The following is a 17,787-nucleotide window of genomic DNA, read 5'->3' as shown; positions in this document are numbered from 1 at the left end:
TGTTGACTGGTCCGTTCAGCGTAGAGGTGGGGTCCGACAATCGGCGCCACCGGTAGTTTTGCCCGTATGACGGTGCTTTGCCTGGACATCGGCTCGACGTGGACCAAAGGCGCCCTGGTGTCGGAAGCCGGTGACCTGCTGGGCACCGCGCAGCACACGACTACCCCGCCGGAGGTGCTTCAAGGCATCGACGTCGTCACACGAGCCCTCGGCCCCGCCGAGAACACCTTCGCATGTTCTTCCGCCGGCGGCGGCCTCCGATTGGCTGTTGTCGGGCAGGAACGGCTGGTGAGCGCCGAGGCCGGGTACCGGGTGGCGTTGTCGGCGGGCGCGAAGGTGGTTCACGTCTCGGCCGGCCCGCTCGACGGCGCGGGCATCCGGGCGCTGCGCGCGGCCGAACCGGACCTGGTGCTGCTGGTCGGCGGCACGGACGGCGGCGACGCGTCGGTGCTCCTGCACAACGCCCGCAAGATCGGCGCGAACCGCGTCGCCTGCCCGATCGTGCTGGCGGGCAACGTCGAGGCCCAGCCGGAGGCGCTGAGCCTGCTCAGCGGCCGGACCGTCGTGCGCACCGCCAACGTGCTGCCGGACGTCGGCGAACTCGCACCGGGCCCGGCGCGCGCCGCGATCCGCGAGGTGTTCCTGGAGCACGTGATCGGAGGCAAGGGCCTGTCACGCGGACCGAGGTTCCGCAACCTCGTCCGCGCCGTCACGCCGGACGCCGTGCTCAGAGGCGTGTCCCGGCTGGCCATGCAGGACCGGGAGGGCGCGGTCCTGGTCGTGGACGTCGGCGGCGCCACCACGGACGTCTACTCGGCAGTGTCCACAGTGGAAGGTCCGGAACGGGCGGTGGCGCTGCCACCGGACCGGCGCACGGTCGAGGGCGACCTGGGCATGCGCTGGTCCGCGCCCGGAGTGGTGGCCGAGGCGGTGGCGGAGAAGCTGATCGACAAGGCGGAAGCCACTGTCCTGCAAGAAGAAGCCGCCGCACGGACTGTCGACGTGACCTGGCTGCCCGACGACCCCACCGTGGACCTCCGGATCGCCGCCCTCGCCGCCGTGCTCGCGATCCGCCGCCACCTCAGGCTGGTCGACGGCCAACTCGGACCGCAGGGCGCGGGCCTGCTCGTGCTGTCCGGTGGTGTCTTCCGGCACGCCGAGTCCACTGAGGACGTCGAACGCGTGCTGCGCGCCGACCCCGTGCTGCGCCCGATCCTGCGCACGGCAGCCGTCATGGTCGACCGCGACTACGTGCTGGCCCCGGCCGGCCTCCTCGCCGAAACCGGTCGCACCGCCGCGGCCGACCGCCTGCTCAGCCGCCTCGCTTCGGTTCCCACGACGGCGACGAAAACGGCGACGAAAACGGCGACGACATCGGCGCCTGCCGGGCGATAGGCAGCACGGGCGCCGGCGGGTCCGTCGTCTCCAGACCGGCCGCGATCGCGATCGCCCGGTCCCACTCGGGATCGGACGTGTAGTCCGCGTGCCGGTTCACGCCCGGCGCCCACCGCCGACCGGGGAACGGCCCGCGTTGCGGGTCCGGCAGCCAGTGGTCACCGCCCAGCACCAGCGCACCCGTCGGACCGCGCAACGCCGGCGGCAGCGCGCCCGACGTCCCGTCCGGCCGGAAACCCGCGCCGAGCAGCATCCCGTCGAACACCTGCCGGTTCCACGTCATCACGGCACCGCCCAACGCGTCCGTGCCCCGGCACAGCGAGCGCCACCGCCCGGCCAACGCGCCGGCCAACGACTCCAACGAGCTGTGCGGCACCACCGCCGGGAACGCTCGCGGGTACGCCCACTGCAACTGCGACCCCGCCGTGACGAGTCCCAGCCGTTCGGCCTGGGCAGGGGGCAGCTCCTCCAACAACCGGGCCGCCGCCACCGCCGCGAGCAGGCTGCCCTGGCTGTGCCCGGCCAGCACCACCCGCGTGCCCGGATCGGCCAAGTGCTCCCGCACCCGTGCCACCAGCTCCGGCACCACCTTCAACGCGTAGCACGGCGGCACCACGGGGTGCGCCTCACGCGGCCAGAACGCCGCCAGGTCGGCCAACACCCCCACCTGCCGGGCCTTGTCCGGCCGCCGTGCCGCCAGGTACACCGCCCGCAGCAGCGACAACGCCAGCACGGCCAGCACGACCACGCCGAACCCGGAGATCGGCCACGTCCACTCCGGCTGATCGACCTTGCGCAACCGCAGGAACGCCGCCGGCACCGCGCCGACCGCCAGCACCGACGACATGATCAGCACCACGTGGTGGCTGTGCCGCCGCTGCCACCGCGCCCACCACCACGCCCGCGCAGCGCGCTTCACGTCCCGTGCGCGCCCCGCGTGCAACAGGGACGCCTCACGCGCCCACTCCTTGTTCCGGCGCAGCGAACTCCACCGCATCATCCCGGTGGTCGCCGCCATCGCCACCCCGGCCAGGAACGCCAGCACCCCGGCCACACCCCACAGCAGCGCGATGTAGTCGTACCCGCGCGGCAGCTCGCCGTGCCCGAGCACCCGCCGCACGGTCAGCGCCAAACCCGCGCCGAACCCGCCGCCGAGCAGCGCGGCCACCGCCACGACCGGCGCGGCCATCCAGCCACCCGCCCACGGCCGCAGGTCACGCGGCTGTGCCGACCACGTGCGCCGGGCCAGCAACGCGGCCGGCACCAGCAGCAACCCGATCAGCACGCACACCAGCGCCACCAGCGCGGCCACCATCTGCACGGCCAGGTCCGCGCCAGTCAGCTCCACCGGCAACCGGACCAGCAACCCGGTCGCGACCAGCAACGACAGCCACGACAGCACCTGCAACACCCGCCGCGGTCCGCGCCCCAACGCGGCCCGCAGCCACCGTCCGCCCCGGTGCGGCGCGCCGCCCGTCGGGTCGTCCAGCAGCATCGCGCCCATCGCCGCCACCGCCACCAGGGCGACGCCCGACACCCAGCACGCCGTGATCGCGACCCCGTGCCAGCCGGGCGCGAGCATCGGACCCGGCGGCCCGCCCAACGCGATCACCACGGCCGTGCCCAACCCCGCCACGATGTGCAGCACCCGCAACGCCGGCGTGTCCGGATCGGTGGCCACGTGCGCGCCGGGCAGCCCGGTCCGCCCACCCTCGGGGGCGGGCACCTCCTTGCGCTCGATCCGCCAGTCCACGCTCGACATCCGGTGCAGCACCAGCATGGCCAGCGCGATCGGCACCAGACCCACCAGCGCACGCACCCACGGCGTCGTGCTCGCCCAGGACGAGCTCCACAGACACGTCGAACCGGGCGCGAGGCACTGCGCCGCCACGAGGTCCAGGCTGATCACTTCCAGCTGCGCCACCAGCAGCACGGTCAGCAGCAGCGCCGCCAACCGCAGCAGCGCGCGCAGCCCGATGCCCAGCAGGTGCGCGGGCACCGACCCGGCGGTCACCGGCGGCAGCATCCAGTGCGCCACGTTCGCCAGCGAGAACGGGAACAGCAGCGCCCACGTCGCCTTGGCCCAGCCACCGGAGGTCATCCCGCCCCACACGTAGCCCTCGACGACCCGCGTCACCGGACGGCCCGCGGCCTGCAACACCGGGCCGGGCGCGGGTCTGCGCAGCCGGTCGGCCGGGCGCACGACGCGGCCGAGCCCGTCGCCCGCCACGTCCACCGCCGCCACCGCGTCGACCAGAGACTGCGGGGTGGTGCCCTGCACACCGTGCACCCGCAGTTCGACCACCCGTGTGTCGGGGCCGGGAATCAGCACACTCAACCTCCCGCGAACCTCACGTCAGCCTCGCCATAGTGCTCCATCGGTGCTCAGTTGCAGGCGACGTCCGTGGCCCGGCGTGGCGGGCGGTAGGGTCGGGCGAACCCGAGATGGAGGAACCCGCGATGACCGCCGAGAGGCTCCAGACCCGCAACGGCATCGACTTCGCCGTGGCGGACCTCTCCCTGGCCGAGTTCGGCCGCAAGGAGATCCGGCTGGCCGAGCACGAGATGCCCGGCCTGATGGCGTTGCGACGCGAGTACTCGGAGGTCTACCCGCTCAAGGGTGCGCGGATCTCCGGCTCGCTGCACATGACCGTGCAGACCGCCGTGCTGATCGAGACCCTGGTCGCCTTGGGCGCCGAGGTCCGTTGGGCGTCCTGCAACATCTTCTCCACCCAGGACCACGCCGCCGCCGCGGTCGTCGTCGGCCCCCACGGCACCGAGGAAGAGCCCAAGGGCATTCCTTGTTTCGCCTGGAAGGGCGAGACGCTGGAGGAGTACTGGTGGACCGCCGAGTCCATGCTGACCTGGCCCGACGGCGGCGGCCCGAACATGATCCTGGACGACGGCGGCGACGCCACGATGCTCGTCCACAAGGGCTTGCAGTACGAGAAGGCCGGTGTCGTCCCGCAGCCCGAGGCGGACGACTCGGAGGAGTGGCAGATCTTCCTGGGCACGCTGCGCGCCTCGCTGGCCGCGGACACCGGCAAGTGGACCAAGATCGCCGAGGGCATCCGCGGCGTGACCGAGGAGACCACGACCGGCGTCATGCGGCTGTACCAGCTGGCCGCCGCCGGTGAGCTGCTGTTCCCCGCGATCAACGTCAACGACGCCGTCACCAAGTCGAAGTTCGACAACCGGTACGGCATCCGGCACTCGCTGATCGACGGCATCAACCGCGGCACCGACGTGCTCATGGGCGGCAAGGTGGCCGTGATCTGCGGTTACGGTGACGTCGGCAAGGGTGCGGCGGACTCGCTGCGCGGCCAGGGCGCCCGGATCATCGTCACCGAGATCGACCCGATCTGCGCGTTGCAGGCCGCGATGGACGGCTACGAGGTGCAGACGCTGGAGAACGTGATCGGCCGCGCCGACATCGTGATCACCACGACCGGCAACAAGGACGTCGTGCGCATCGAGCACATGGCGGCCATGAAGCACCAGGCGATCGTGGGCAACATCGGCCACTTCGACAACGAGATCGACATGGCCGGTCTGGCCCGCTTCCCCGGCATCCGGCGGATCAACATCAAGCCGCAGGTCGACGAGTGGGTGTTCCCGGACGGCCACTCGATCCTGGTGCTGTCCGAGGGTCGCCTGCTCAACCTGGGCAACGCCACCGGTCACCCCAGCTTCGTGATGTCCAACTCGTTCTCCAACCAGGTGATCGCCCAGGTCGAGCTGTTCACCAAGCACCAGGAGTACGACAAGGAGGTCTACCGCCTGCCGAAGGTGCTGGACGAGAAGGTCGCCCGCATCCACCTGGAGGCGCTGGGCGGCGAGCTCACCAAGCTCACCAAGGACCAGGCGGAGTACATCGACGTGGACGTCGAGGGCCCGTACAAGCCCGAGCACTACCGCTACTGAGTCTGCTTCTTCGACAACGGCCGGGGCCTCAGGGTCCCGGCCGTTCCGTCATGTCCACTCGACGCCGATTCCGGCGATTCCCGGGCCGACGTCCTCGAAATAGGCGCTGGCGAACCCGCCCAGCCCGCACACCAGCTCCTCCAGGTCCACCGGCATCGCCTCGGCGCTGATCCGGAACTGCTTGGTGCACCGGGCGGGCAGGGCGCGCCGGTTGAACGCCAGTTGCACCAGGTAGCCGCGGCACGGCTCGCGGAACGTCCGCCGGTGTCCGGGGGTCGGCCCGCCGGTGTCGTCCACCACGGTGAAGCTGAACACGTGCTCCTCGCCCTCGGCGAGCCTGCGGTCGAACAGCAGCTCGAACGCCAGCCCGCGGGTGACCAGCTGCCTGCGCAGACGTCCCAGCCGGCAGCCCTCGCCGGGCCGCACCAGCGCGTTGTCGATCAGGCAGCCCTCGTCGCCCTGGTGCACGGCCAGGAACCGGTCCGGTCCGGCCTTCGCCGCCCGCACCACCATCCGCGTGCTGATCGACCGCTGTTCCCGTTCCGGCCCGACCGTGACGGTGTCGTGCACGGACAGCACCTCGATGTCGGTGTTCGCGCCGACGTCGGTGACGGCCTCGAACTCGCTCAGCACAGGCACGGGTGACACCCAGCCGGGGGGCCTGGTCAGCCGTGGTTGCGGTCGGTTGCCGACGAGCGCCACCAAGGACTCCGGCGGCAGCCTCAGGACGGCCTCCAAGGCCCGCACGGTGGCGATGGCGCGTGGCACTTCGGGGTGCCGAAGGCCGCGTTGCCAGTAGCTCAGAGTGGACTGCCCGACCTGCACGCCCTGCTGCTCCAGATGGGCCCGCAGCCGGGCCAGGGACAGGCCCCGGTGCGCTATGGCGTCGTGCAGGGCCCGGTGGAACGGTCCGTAGCGCAGCGTTTCGGCCAGGCCGCTGGGCAGGCCCCCGGGCGGGTGGGTCGCCGGCTCGTCCACCGGTCTGGCGTGCCCGGAATCCGCGGTCACCGCGGCACCACCCTTTCGCGCAACCGGAAATGGGGTTCACCGTAGTCACTCATTCTGGTGACGCAAAGGATCTCTCTTCACCCGACTGGGCGATGTCATGCGGCCGATCGTGGATGGCCAGTGCCCCTTAGGGTGTTCTCGTGGGAAAACTCGTCGTGATCGAGGGCTTGGACGGCGCCGGCAAGCGCACCCTGGCCAAGGCATTGACCGAAGCGCTGAACGCGCGCGGCGCGAAAGTCGCCACCGGGGCGTTCCCCCGTTACGACGAGGACGTGCACGCCGACCTGGTGCGCGACGCGCTGCACGGCAGGCTCGGCGACCTGACCGACTCGGTGTACGGCATGTCGGTCCTCTACGCACTCGACCGGCGCGGCGCGGCCGACCGGATCCGCGCCGACCTGGACCAGTACGACGTGGTGCTGCTCGACCGGTACATCGCGTCCAACGCCGCCTACGGCGCGGCCCGGCTGAACCAGTCGGCCGACGGCGAGTTCGTGGCGTGGCTGCGGTCGCTGGAAGTGGACCGCTTCGGGCTGCCGATCCCGGATCTGCACCTGCTGCTGCGCGTGCCGGTCGGTGTCGCGGCGGACCGTGCGGCCCACCGTGAGTCGGAAGAGGCCAGGGGGCGGGATCTGTACGAGTCCGACGGAGGCCTCCAGGCGCGCTGCGCCGCCGTGTACGACGGGCTGGCCACGTCCGGGTGGCTCTCGCCGTGGGAGGTGCTCGACGGCACCGCTGACCTGCGCGTCGAGCCGCTGCTCGACCGGTGGCTCGGCCATTAGTGTAGGAAAGTAACAAAACGTCACCGGTTCACCGATTAGTCGCTGACGATTCCCGTGCAGCGAGACGAGGTGGGCTCGTGGATCGGCGACAGAGACTGGCTACGGAGTGGACGCGGCCGGCGACCAGCAGCGATGACCGCTGGGCGGTGCGTGGACTTCCGACCACTAGTGGGACGATGTTGAGTATGAAGGCACGCGTGCTCGTCGTGGACGACGACCCCGCTCTGGCGGAGATGCTGACCATCGTGCTGCGGGGCGAGGGCTTCGACACCGCTGTGGTGGCCGACGGCGCACGCGCGCTGCCCGCGCTGCGCGAACTGAAGCCCGACCTGGTCCTGCTGGACCTGATGCTGCCCGGCATGAACGGCATCGACGTCTGCAAGGCGATCCGGTCCGAGTCGGGCGTCCCGATCGTGATGCTCACCGCGAAGAGCGACACCGTGGACGTGGTGCTCGGCCTGGAGTCGGGTGCGGACGACTACGTGGTCAAGCCGTTCAAGCCGAAGGAGCTGGTGGCGCGCATCCGCGCCCGCCTGCGCCGGACCGAGGCGGAGCCCGCCGAGGTGTTGCAGATCGGCGACCTGACCATCGACGTGCCGGGCCACGAGGTGCTGCGCGAGGGCAAGCCGATCCAGCTCACCCCGCTGGAGTTCGACCTGCTCGTGGCACTGGCCCGCAAGCCGCGCCAGGTGTTCACCCGCGAGGTGCTGCTGGAGCAGGTGTGGGGCTACCGGCACGCGGCGGACACCCGGTTGGTGAACGTCCACGTGCAGCGGCTGCGCTCCAAGGTCGAGCGCGACCCCGAGCACCCCGAGGTGGTGCTGACCGTCCGCGGCGTCGGGTACAAGGCCGGTCCTCCGTGATCGGTCGTTCGGGAAACCGAACGCGACCACCACGCGAGGTCGCGTCGGTCGTTCACGCCTCGTTTTCCGGCGATCACGCTCTTCGATCGTCGGAAAACGAGGCGCGAACGACCGACTTCGAGGCGGCCGAGCCCGCCGTCTGCGGAGCAGCGGCCATATGACACAGCGTTGGTTCGACTTGGCGGTGCGTGAGGTGCGCCGCTGGGTCGAGCACGCGCGTCGTCAGGCTGTCACGTTCGGTGAGGTGTGGCGGCGCTCGTTGCAGCTGCGCGTCGTGGTCAGCACGCTGGCGCTGTCGTCCGCCGTGGTGTTCGTGCTCGGCATGGTGCTCCAGGTGCAGATCACCGGCCAGCTGCTGGAGACCAAGATCGAGGCCGCGGTCCGGCAGGCCGAGGCCAGCGCGGCGGCGATCCAGCCCGACCTGGCGGGGCTCAACCCCGGCCCGGACAGCGTGAAGACCCGGTTCACCACCGCGTTGAACAAGATCAACACCTCCGGGGTGGACCTGGACCCGACCAGCTCCGGCGCGGGCGCGTTCGAACCGGTGCTCTACGACCCGGTCGGGACCGGGTCGGACGGCCTGCCCATCGCCGTCGGCGAGTACCGCGACGTGCCGGCCGGGCTGTCCAAGATGCTCGAAGAGGGCAGCACCGGCTACCAGATCACCACCGTCGAGCGGGAGACCGGGCCGACCACGCTGCTGGTCGTGGGCAAACCGGTGAACAGCTCCGCCCGCGCCATGCACCTGTACCTGCTGTTCCCGCTGACCAGCGAACAGGCCACCGCCGACGTCGTGCAGAGCACCCTGGTCATCGGCGGCGTGGCCCTGCTCCTGCTGCTCGCCCTCATCGCGAACCTGGTCACCCGGCAGGTGGTGCGGCCGGTGCGGCAGGCCGCCGAGATCGCCGAGCGGTTCGCCGACGGCAGCCTGGACCAGCGGATGCCCGTGGTCGGCGAGGACGACGTGGCGCGGCTCGCCGAGTCCTACAACGAGATGGCCGCCAGCATCCAGCGGCAGATCCACCAGCTGGAGGAGTTCGGCCAGCTGCAACGCCGCTTCACCTCCGACGTCTCGCACGAGCTGCGCACACCGTTGACGACCGTCCGGATGGCCGCGGACGTGCTGCACGCGTCCCGCGAGCAGTTCCCCAGTGGCCTGGCCCGGTCGACCGAGCTGCTGGTGGACGAGCTGGACCGGTTCGAGTCCCTGCTCGGCGACCTGCTGGAGATCAGCAGGCTGGACGCGGGCGTGGAGGAACTGGCCGACGACCTGGTCGACGTCCGGGTGCTGGTCCGGCGCGCCCACGACGCGGTGCGCGCCATCGCCAACAGCAGCGGCAGCACGCTCGTGCTGGACCTGCCCGATCACGAGGTCATGGCCGAGGTGGACGCCCGGCGGGTCGAGCGCATCCTGCGCAACCTGCTGGCCAACGCCATCGACCACGGCGAGGGCATGCCGGTCGAGCTGAAGCTGCGCGGTGACGGTGAGGCGATCGCGGTGACCGTCCGGGACCGCGGCGTCGGCCTGCGCCCCGGCGAGGCGGAACTGGTGTTCAACCGGTTCTGGCGCGCCGACCCGTCCCGCAACCGGCGCACCGGCGGCACCGGCCTCGGCCTGTCGATCAGCCTGGAGGACGCCCGGCTGCACGGCGGCTGGCTGCAGGCGTGGGGCGAACGCGGCCACGGCGCCGTGTTCCGGATGACCCTGCCGTGTCGCCACGGCCACGAGCTGACGTCCAGCCCGCTGCCGCTGGAGCCGCCCGACCTGCCGCCCGTGGTGGCGCCGGAGCCGGACGCGCCCGAGCCGGTGGAGGAAGTCGAGCTGACCGAGGAGGAGATCACGTGGCAGCCCGCGCAACCGGTCACCGGCGAACGCGAGGAGGTCCGGTGAGGCTCCTCGCGGCACTCCTGGCCGTGTGTGTTTCCGCCGGCTGCGCCGCGATCCCGACCGAGACCTCGCCCATCCCGGTCAACCCGTCGGCGGGCAACGCCACCGAGGCCGCGGCGCCCGAGCCGGTCAAGGACATCGACCCGTTGACCCTGGTCCGCGAGTTCGTCAACGCCTCCGCCAACCCCGAGGGCGACTACGCGGCGGCCAAGGCGTACCTGACGGACGAGGCGAAGAAGGCCTGGGACACCAGGGGCACGCCGACGATCATCGACGCGACGTTCAACACCGTGCCCGCCCCCGCCGTGACGGCGGACGACAAGCAGCGCACGGTGCTGCTCCAGGGCAAGAACATCGGCCGGCTCCAGCTGGAGGACAACTCGTTCATCCAGCAGATCGGGAACCTGGACACGCCCATCGGGATCGAGCGCGACGGCGAGAACCAGTGGCGCATCTCGGAGCCGCCGGACGGCATCTACGTGCCGTTGGGCGGGTTCCAGCAGAACTACCGGCGCGTGACGTTGTTCTTCTACAACCCGGACTTCGACGTGCTCGTGCCCGATCCGCGGTGGGTGGTCATCGCGCCGTCCACGTCGATCCCGAGCCGGGTGACGAACCTGCTGCTCAAGGGGCCCGCGACGAGCATGCGGGGCGCGTTGGCGACGGCCATCCCGAACGGCGCGGCGCAGCGCAGGAGCACCTCCGAGGCCAATGACGGCGCGCTGGAAGTCGATCTGACGAAAGTCGGCGACATCACGCTGCAGGTCGGCAAGCAGATCGTGGCCCAGGTGGTGAAGTCGCTGGCGGGTGTCACCAGCAGCCGGATCCGGGTGCTGGTCGAGGGCCAGTCGATCAACCCCGACCAGGACGAGTGGCGGCCGGCGGACGTGCAGATGCAGACCGGTGAGGCGCTGACCATGCCCAACGCCGACCTGAACGGGCTGCTGGTGGGCAGCGGCCAGGTCAAGCAGATCAACGGCGAGGCGGTGCCGGGGCCCGCGGGTACGGGCGAGTACCAGGTGATCAGCGCCGCGCAGTCGATGGACGGCAGCGAGCTGGCCCTGGTGAGCCGGATCGCGGAGGACTCCGTGCGGCTGCGGGTGGGTGCGCTGCAGGGGCCGTTGGGGCTGGTCGAACTGCCCGCGGCCACGATGACGAGACCGACGTGGCTGCTCAGCGGGCGGCAGGGCGAGCCGAGCACCGAGGTGTGGACGGTGGTCGACGGCACCAACGTGGTGCGCGTGATCCGGACCGACAGCGGGTGGACGGCGAACACGGTCAACGCCTCCGAGCTGGGTGTGCTCGGGAGCATCACCGAGCTGCGGCTGTCGCGTGACGGTGCGCGGGTGGCGGCCGTGGTGGGCGGGAAGCTCGTGGTGGCGGCGGTGGTGCGGGGCCAGGACTCGGCCGTGTCGCTGAGGTCGCCGCGGCACCTCCAGTCGTCCGTGCTCGGTAACAGCGCGCTGGCGCTGGACTGGCTGGCTCAGGACGTGGTGGTGGTGAGCACGTCGCTGGCCGCGTGGCCGATCGCGAAGGTCAACATCGACGGGATGCGGATGGAGCGGTACAACACCTCCAACCTGACCGTTCCGGTGAACTCCGTGACCGCCGCGCCCGGTCGGAACGTGCTGGCGGTGGACCAGAGCGGGCTGTGGAGCGCGAGTGACGTCGGTGACGTCTGGCGTGCTTCGACCACCAAGGTCGAGGCCGGCACAAAGGCGTTCTACCCCGGCTGACTGTGTTTGATTGCCGCTGCTCCGCAGACGGCGGCTCGGTCGCCTGGGAAGTCGCGACCTCGCGGGAGCGCGAGTTCACCCGATCGAGAGTTGCGGGGACCTCAGCGGAGGGCCTGGATTGTCGGGGGTGGCCGGCATGGTCGATCGCATGCTGATCAACCTGCTGTTCCCGCCCCGTTGTCCCGGCTGTGGCACGTGGGGCGTGCGCCTGTGTGCTCGTTGCCTGGCCTTGTTCGGCCCTCCGACACGCGTGCCCGGTGTCGGGCCGCCGGTGTTCGCGTTGGCCGCGTACGCGGGTGCGGCGCGTGAGATGGTGCTCGCGTTCAAGGAGCGCGGGCGTCGCGAACTGGCGGCCGTGTTCGGCGCGCTGGTCGCCGCCGCGCTGCCCCGGCTGCCGGGCGTGGGAGCCGAACCGTGGCTGGTGCCCGCGCCGTCGCGCGCGTCCGCCGCCCGTGCCCGCGGCGGTTCCCACGTGTTGAGAATGGCACGCGCGTCCGGCTTTTCCACGGCCCCCGCACTCGCATTCACGAGAGGTGTTCGTGATTCGGCGAAGTTGACCGCGGCGTCTCGACAGGCGAATCTCGCGGGTCGGGTGCGACTCGTTCCGCACGGCCTGCCACCACCGGAAACCCCGGTTGTCCTGCTGGATGACGTGGTGACCACAGGATCGACAGCACGCGAGTGCGTTTCGGTGTTGAAAACCGGCGGGTTCCGGGTACCCGCCGTGCTCACGCTGACAACTGCCCGCCGAACCCACCCACACGGGTGAACTTCACCGGGAACCTCCCGGGACGCTCGTCCGTTGGCCGGATATGACGCCCCTGCAGAGGTCGTTCGCCCTAACCACTCTGCCGACAGGTGTCGGTATCGGGCTGGGCTGTTCGGGTGAGCACGCGTCAGCGGGGTGTCCTAATGTGTCCAACTTCCGCACAGCCGGTACCGGTTTCTCGTCACTCTGCGTAATCATAAGAAAATCTTGGAGTTCTCCCGCCCCAGGGGCTGTCGCAGCGGCGAATACCGGGCTAACGTGCACCGCTATCAGCGTTCCCGGCACGCGGGGAGGAGGCGAACAGCCCATGTCCCTGGCGCCGGTGGAGCGCTGAGGGCAACCCTCAGCGACAAGTCGCGAACATGATCGCGAATCCGGCGCCCAAGCGATCCAAAGCCATTGCTCGCAGCAAAGCGAGGGAGTCGTGTATGGACATCGTCGTTAAAGGCCGCAACGTCGAGGTGCCCGATCACTACCGGGTTCACGTCGCCGAAAAGTTGGCCCGGCTTGAGCGTTACGACCGCAAGGTCATCCGCTTTGACGTGGAGCTCTTCCACGAACCCAACCGCAGGCAGTCCAAGAACTGCCAGCGTGTGGAGATCACCGGCAAGGGACGCGGCCCGGTGGTTCGGTCCGAAGCGTGTGCGGGCGACTTCTACGCCGCCCTGGACTCCGCGGTGGCGAAGCTCGAAAACCGGTTGCGGCGCTCGCACGACCGCAGGCGCGTGCACCACGGGCGGCGCGGCCCGACGTCGGTCGCCGAGGCGACCAGCGGGCTAGGGGACACGCTGCCCCGCCCCGCCGACCAAGGCGGCCAGGCACAAGGCATGTGGCTCGGCCACACCGCGGTGCTGGAAGCGGCTGAACCGGAACCCGCGTACGAGGGCATGGCGGAAGTGCCCGCGCAGCGCTGGGAAGACGGCGTCGAGGACAACCTGCCCGGCCAGGTCGTGCGCGAGAAAGAGCACGCGGCCAAGCCGATGACCGTCGACCAGGCTCTCTACGAGATGGAACTGGTCGGCCACGACTTCTACCTGTTCTCCGACGCCGATAGCGGGCGTCCGAGCGTCGTCTACCGCCGGAAGGGATTCGACTACGGCGTGATCAGGTTGGCCTGAGCGCCACCTGACCACCGTCCCCGCACCCGACCTTCGCAACCCCCGGCGTCCCTTGCACGTCGGGGGTTGCCGCGTCCGACGGCGCCGCCTCGGACCTCGTGTGATGGTCCCGATGGCGTCAACCTGGCGTTGAAATCGGGTGAATCGTCGGATCTCACCGGAGCGGCCCCCGGTCGGCCGCGCCACGCACCGTCACGCAACGCGATCTTGAAACCGGCCGGTGGGAGCCCCTTCCGCAGGCCGGCGGACCGACCCGGCAGGGGCCGTCACGCGGCGTTCCGCACCTCTTCCTACCTGTGTCTGTGCACACAGCTTCACGACTTGCCTACGATGGCAGGTGGAGACGGCTCGCCATGGCCATGGCGAGCCCTGTGGAAGGCGCCCGTCCCCCGGGCGCGTCGCGATGAGGTAATGAGGTCGACCCGGATGGTGCTGTCCCGACTGCTCCGCGCTGGCGAGGGCAAGATGCTCAAGCGCCTGCGCAACATCGCAGCGCACATCAACAACCTCGAAGACGACGTCGTCGACCTCTCCGATGCGGAGCTGCGCGCGAAGACCGAGGAGTTCCGCAAGCGCTACGCCGACGGCGAATCCCTGGACGAGCTGCTGCCGGAGGCCTTCGCGGTGGTCCGCGAGGGCGCCAAGCGCACCCTCGGCCAGCGGCCCTTCGACGTCCAGCTGATGGGCGGCGCGGCGCTGCACCTCGGTCAGATCGCCGAGATGCGCACCGGTGAGGGCAAGACGCTGACCTCCGTGCTGCCCGTGTACCTGAACGCGATCGCGGGCAGGGGCGTGCACGTCGTCACGACCAACGACTACCTGGCCAAACGTGACGCCGACTGGATGGGCCGCATCCACCGGTTCCTCGGCCTCACCGTCGGCGCGATCCTGTCGGAGATGACGCCCGAGCAGCGCCGCGTCGCCTACAACGCCGACATCACCTACGGCACGAACAACGAGTTCGGCTTCGACTACCTGCGCGACAACATGGCGTGGAGCCGCGAGGAGATGGTCCAGCGCGGCCACTACTTCGCGATGGTCGACGAGGTCGACTCGATCCTCATCGACGAGGCCCGCACGCCGCTGATCATCTCCGGCCCGGCCGACCAGTCGTCGCGCTGGTACGTCGAGTTCGCGCGGCTGGCCACGAAGATGCGCCGGGACACCCACTACGAGGTGGACGAGCGCAAGCGCACCATCGGCGTCACCGAGGCGGGCGTGCAGTTCGTCGAGGACCAGCTCGGCATCGACAACCTGTACGACTCGACCAACACCCCGCTGGTCGGCTACTTCCAGAACTCGATCAAGGCCAAGGAGCTCTTCGCCAAGGACAAGGACTACATCGTCCGCAACGGCGAGGTCATGATCGTCGACGAGTTCACCGGCCGCGTGCTGGCCGGTCGCCGCTACAACGAGGGCATGCACCAGGCGATCGAGGCCAAGGAAGGCGTCGAGATCAAGGCCGAGAACCAGACGCTCGCCACGATCACGCTCCAGAACTACTTCCGCCTCTACGAGAAGCTCGGCGGCATGACCGGTACCGCCGAGACCGAGGCGGCCGAGTTCCACCAGACCTACAAGCTCGGCGTGGTGCCGATCCCGACGAACCGCCCGATGCAGCGCAAGGACGAGGCCGACCTGGTCTACAAGACCGAGGAGGCCAAGTTCGAGGCGGTCGCCGAGGACATCGCCGAGCGGCACGAGAAGGGCCAGCCGGTGCTGGTCGGCACGACCAGCGTCGAGCGCTCCGAGTACCTGTCGAAGCTGCTGGTGCGCAAGGGCATCCCGCACGAGGTGCTCAACGCCAAGCACCACGACCGCGAGGCGCTGATCATCGCGAAGGCCGGCCGCAAGGGCGCCGTCACGGTGGCCACCAACATGGCCGGTCGCGGTACCGACATCGTGCTGGGCGGCAACCCGGACATCCTCGCCGACCACGAGCTGCGCGAACGCGGCCTGGACCCGGTGGAGAACCCGGAGGAGTACGAAGCCGCCTGGGCGAAGCTGATCGAGGAGATCACCGCCGAGGTCAAGTCCGAGGCCGAAGAGGTCCGCGCGGCCGGCGGCCTGTACGTGCTGGGCACCGAGCGGCACGAGTCGCGGCGCATCGACAACCAGCTGCGCGGTCGTTCCGGCCGTCAGGGCGACCCGGGCGAGTCGCGGTTCTACCTGTCGTTGAAGGACGAGCTGATGCGCCGCTTCAACGCGGCGATGGTCGAGTCGGTGATGACCCGGCTGAAGGTGCCGGACGACGTGCCGATCGAGCACAAGATGGTCACCCGGGCCATCCGCAGCGCGCAGACGCAGGTCGAGACGCAGAACTTCGAGATCCGCAAGAACGTGCTCAAGTACGACGAGGTCATGAACGAGCAGCGCAAGGTGATCTACGCCGAGCGCCGCCGCGTGCTCGACGGCGAGGACCTGCGCGAGCAGGTCGAGCACATGATCACCAGCGTGGTCGGCGACTACGTCGACGGCGCGACCGCCGACGGCTACGCGGAGGACTGGGACCTCGACCAGCTGTGGACGGCGCTCAAGACGCTGTACCCGGTCACGCTGGACCACAAGGCGCTCGTCGAGGACGACGAGGACGTCACCCGCGAGTCGCTGAAGGCCAAGCTGCAAGCCGACGCCCTGGCCGCGTACGAGGCCCGCGAGGCGGACATCGACGGCCGCGTCGGCCCCGGCGCCATGCGCGAACTGGAGCGCCGCGTCCTGCTCTCGGTCCTGGACCGCAAGTGGCGCGAGCACCTCTACGAGATGGACTACCTCAAGGAGGGCATCGGCCTGCGGGCGATGGCCCAGCGCGACCCGCTGATCGAGTACCAGCGCGAGGGCTTCGACATGTTCAACGCGATGCTGGACGCGTTGAAGGAGGAGACCGTCGGCTTCCTGTTCAACCTCCAGGTAGAAGCCGCCGAACCCCAGCCCCCCGCCGCCACCGAACCGCCGGTCCAGGTCTCCATCTCCAACGGCGGCCCCCTGGCCGGCAGCCGCGCCCGAGCCCGAGCCGCCGCCGCAGCAGCCGCTCAGCAGCAGGCCCAAGCCGACCAGGCCCCCGCCGGCCCGGCCCTGGCGCAACTCCAAAGCGGCAACGCCATCCCGCCCGCACTACGCGGCAAGGGCCTGGACGGCCGCGCCCAGCAAGGCCTGACCTACTCCGGCCCGTCGGAAAACGGCGACGCCGAAACCAGCGACAACAACCCCCAACAGGGCGGCAACCAAGCCGGCACCCGCAAGGAACGCCGCGCCGCCGCCCGCGCCCAGGCCAAGGGCCAGCGCAAGGGTCCGCGCCAGCAGTAGCAACTCCACACGCGAAAGCGGGGCACCGACGTCAGTCGGCGCCCCGCTTTTCGCATCCAGCCGCCCGTCCGCATCCAGCCGCCCGTCCGCCCGCGTCGCCCGCCCGCGCGAGCCGCCGCTCCGGGCACCTGGACATGTCCGCTGCTTGGCCGTGTGCCACCCCGCTTTGTCCGCTGCCCGGCCCGTCAGCTTCCTGGGCCGGTCCTGCCGCCTGGGGCGCCGGGCTGGGCTGGGGCTCGCGCTGAGCGGGGCACAGCGCTTACGGGCTTGCGGGGGCGGGCTTGCCGGGGTGGCGGGGTGGAGCGGCGGGTGGCTGGGTGAGCTGGATGGCTGGGGTGACGTGGTGGGTAGTCGGGGTTCGGGGTGGTGGGTAGTCGGGGGTTCGGGGTGGTTGGCGGCTCGGTGTTATCAACCGATGTACGGGAACAGTGTTTCCGTACATTTTTGGGGTATTGCCACCCGATCGTGTGAGTGGTGGTCCTGGGGGTCGAGTGGAAGGTCGGCATGGGTTGGTCGGCCTTCCACTCGGACACCGTTGGTCAGGGCATGGTCAGGGGCTGGTTAAGGCGTGGTTAGGGGAGTAGGTGGAATTCGGTGCAGTGCCAGCGTGAGCCTTGGCGTTCTACTCGGGCGGCGAAGGCTCGGACTTTTGTGGGCATGTGGAGGGTTCCCGCCAACTCCGCCGCGTCCGGCGACACGTGGCACAGGCGGTAGCGGCCTAGGCGGGTTTGGGTTCGGGTTGTGGCGTCGGTCAGGGTGGTCAGGGCGTGTGGGGTGAACGTGCCGGACAGTTGGCGTGGTGGGCGGCGGCCGTTCAGGGTTTCTACCAGGGGGAACAGGAAGTGGCGGGCGTCCAGGGGCGAGTGGGCCGTTGGTGGGGCCGAGGGCTCGGTCGGGAGCTGTTGGGTGGTGGCGGGCCTTGTTGACGACAGGGTGCGCAGTTGAGGTGGCATGCTGAACCGAGTGCCAACAGGCGGAGTTGCGTACCAAGATCACCTGAT

12 protein-coding genes are annotated in these 17,787 nt (G+C 70.3%); 9 read left to right on the top strand and 3 right to left on the bottom strand.

The window, feature by feature from the left end:
• The first annotated feature begins 66 nt into the window (after positions 1-66).
• Positions 67-1,395: a glutamate mutase L gene (locus ALI22I_RS35185; protein ID WP_083752232.1), complete on the top strand. Its 1,329-nt coding sequence runs from the start codon at positions 67-69 to the stop codon at positions 1,393-1,395.
• Here ALI22I_RS35185 and ALI22I_RS54870 read toward each other — a convergent pair.
• The gene (locus ALI22I_RS54870; protein WP_077009846.1) at positions 1,313-3,727 is read right to left on the bottom strand and encodes a hypothetical protein; all 2,415 of its coding nucleotides are present in this window, start codon (positions 3,725-3,727) and stop codon (positions 1,313-1,315) included. The genes ALI22I_RS35185 and ALI22I_RS54870 overlap by 83 nt on opposite strands.
• A 128-nt stretch (positions 3,728-3,855) precedes the next feature.
• Between ALI22I_RS54870 and ahcY the strand changes: the two genes are divergently transcribed.
• Entirely contained in the window at positions 3,856-5,319 is a 1,464-nt protein-coding gene (gene ahcY / locus ALI22I_RS35175) for an adenosylhomocysteinase (RefSeq protein ID WP_143532598.1), read from the top strand.
• A gap of 48 nt (positions 5,320-5,367) precedes the next feature.
• Here ahcY and ALI22I_RS35170 read toward each other — a convergent pair whose 3' ends face one another.
• On the bottom strand, positions 5,368-6,327 hold the full coding sequence (locus ALI22I_RS35170; protein ID WP_083752231.1) for a hypothetical protein: 960 nt from the start codon (positions 6,325-6,327) through the stop codon (positions 5,368-5,370).
• Positions 6,328-6,467: 140 nt separating this feature from the next.
• Between ALI22I_RS35170 and ALI22I_RS35165 the strand changes: the two genes are divergently transcribed.
• The 7 genes from ALI22I_RS35165 to secA all read left to right on the top strand — a co-directional run bounded on the left by ALI22I_RS35165 (position 6,468) and on the right by secA (position 16,786).
• Positions 6,468-7,109 carry a dTMP kinase gene (locus tag ALI22I_RS35165; RefSeq protein ID WP_077009844.1) on the top strand — a complete coding sequence of 214 codons (642 nt, stop codon included), beginning with the start codon at positions 6,468-6,470 and terminating at the stop codon, positions 7,107-7,109.
• A 185-nt stretch (positions 7,110-7,294) separates the two neighbouring features.
• The gene (gene mtrA, locus ALI22I_RS35160; protein ID WP_015104936.1) at positions 7,295-7,972 is read left to right on the top strand and encodes an MtrAB system response regulator MtrA; all 678 of its coding nucleotides are present in this window, start codon (positions 7,295-7,297) and stop codon (positions 7,970-7,972) included.
• 157 nt (positions 7,973-8,129) lie between these two features.
• On the top strand, positions 8,130-9,863 hold the full coding sequence (gene mtrB / locus ALI22I_RS35155) for an MtrAB system histidine kinase MtrB (protein ID WP_077009843.1): 1,734 nt from the start codon (positions 8,130-8,132) through the stop codon (positions 9,861-9,863).
• The gene (locus tag ALI22I_RS35150; RefSeq protein ID WP_077009842.1) at positions 9,860-11,596 is read left to right on the top strand and encodes an LpqB family beta-propeller domain-containing protein; all 1,737 of its coding nucleotides are present in this window, start codon (positions 9,860-9,862) and stop codon (positions 11,594-11,596) included. The genes mtrB and ALI22I_RS35150 overlap by 4 nt, the downstream gene beginning before the upstream one ends.
• A 136-nt stretch (positions 11,597-11,732) precedes the next feature.
• A complete protein-coding gene (locus tag ALI22I_RS35145) occupies positions 11,733-12,365 on the top strand; it encodes a ComF family protein (protein ID WP_238598732.1) in 633 nt (210 codons plus the stop codon).
• Positions 12,366-12,793: 428 nt separating this feature from the next.
• The gene (hpf, locus tag ALI22I_RS35140; protein WP_077009841.1) at positions 12,794-13,483 is read left to right on the top strand and encodes a ribosome hibernation-promoting factor, HPF/YfiA family; all 690 of its coding nucleotides are present in this window, start codon (positions 12,794-12,796) and stop codon (positions 13,481-13,483) included.
• 426 nt (positions 13,484-13,909) lie between these two features.
• Positions 13,910-16,786: a preprotein translocase subunit SecA gene (secA, locus tag ALI22I_RS35135; protein ID WP_077009840.1), complete on the top strand. Its 2,877-nt coding sequence runs from the start codon at positions 13,910-13,912 to the stop codon at positions 16,784-16,786.
• Between the two features lie 572 nt (positions 16,787-17,358).
• Here the strand turns inward: secA and ALI22I_RS55745 are convergent.
• Positions 17,359-17,739 (bottom strand): Rv3235 family protein, encoded by a 381-nt coding sequence (locus ALI22I_RS55745; protein WP_443216992.1) that lies wholly within the window; start codon positions 17,737-17,739, stop codon positions 17,359-17,361.
• Positions 17,740-17,787: the final 48 nt, after the last annotated feature.

The organism is Saccharothrix sp. ALI-22-I, from assembly GCF_001984175.1.
Lineage (GTDB): Bacteria > Actinomycetota > Actinomycetes > Mycobacteriales > Pseudonocardiaceae > Actinosynnema.
Note: the sequence above shows the minus strand (reverse complement) of the source record. Positions and strands in the feature narration are given on the sequence as shown.

Excerpts from the sequence above, each read along its gene's own strand:
- ALI22I_RS35185 (WP_083752232.1), top strand. The coding sequence starts at position 67 with ATGACGGTGCTTTGCCTGGACATCGGCTCGACGTGGACCAAAGGCGCC.
- ahcY (WP_143532598.1), top strand. The coding sequence starts at position 3,856 with ATGACCGCCGAGAGGCTCCAGACCCGCAACGGCATCGACTTCGCCGTG.
- mtrA (WP_015104936.1), top strand. The coding sequence starts at position 7,295 with ATGAAGGCACGCGTGCTCGTCGTGGACGACGACCCCGCTCTGGCGGAG.
- mtrB (WP_077009843.1), top strand. The coding sequence starts at position 8,130 with ATGACACAGCGTTGGTTCGACTTGGCGGTGCGTGAGGTGCGCCGCTGG.
- ALI22I_RS35145 (WP_238598732.1), top strand. The coding sequence starts at position 11,733 with ATGGTCGATCGCATGCTGATCAACCTGCTGTTCCCGCCCCGTTGTCCC.
- hpf (WP_077009841.1), top strand. The coding sequence starts at position 12,794 with ATGGACATCGTCGTTAAAGGCCGCAACGTCGAGGTGCCCGATCACTAC.
- secA (WP_077009840.1), top strand. The coding sequence starts at position 13,910 with ATGGTGCTGTCCCGACTGCTCCGCGCTGGCGAGGGCAAGATGCTCAAG.
- ALI22I_RS55745 (WP_443216992.1), bottom strand. The coding sequence starts at position 17,739 with ATGCCACCTCAACTGCGCACCCTGTCGTCAACAAGGCCCGCCACCACC.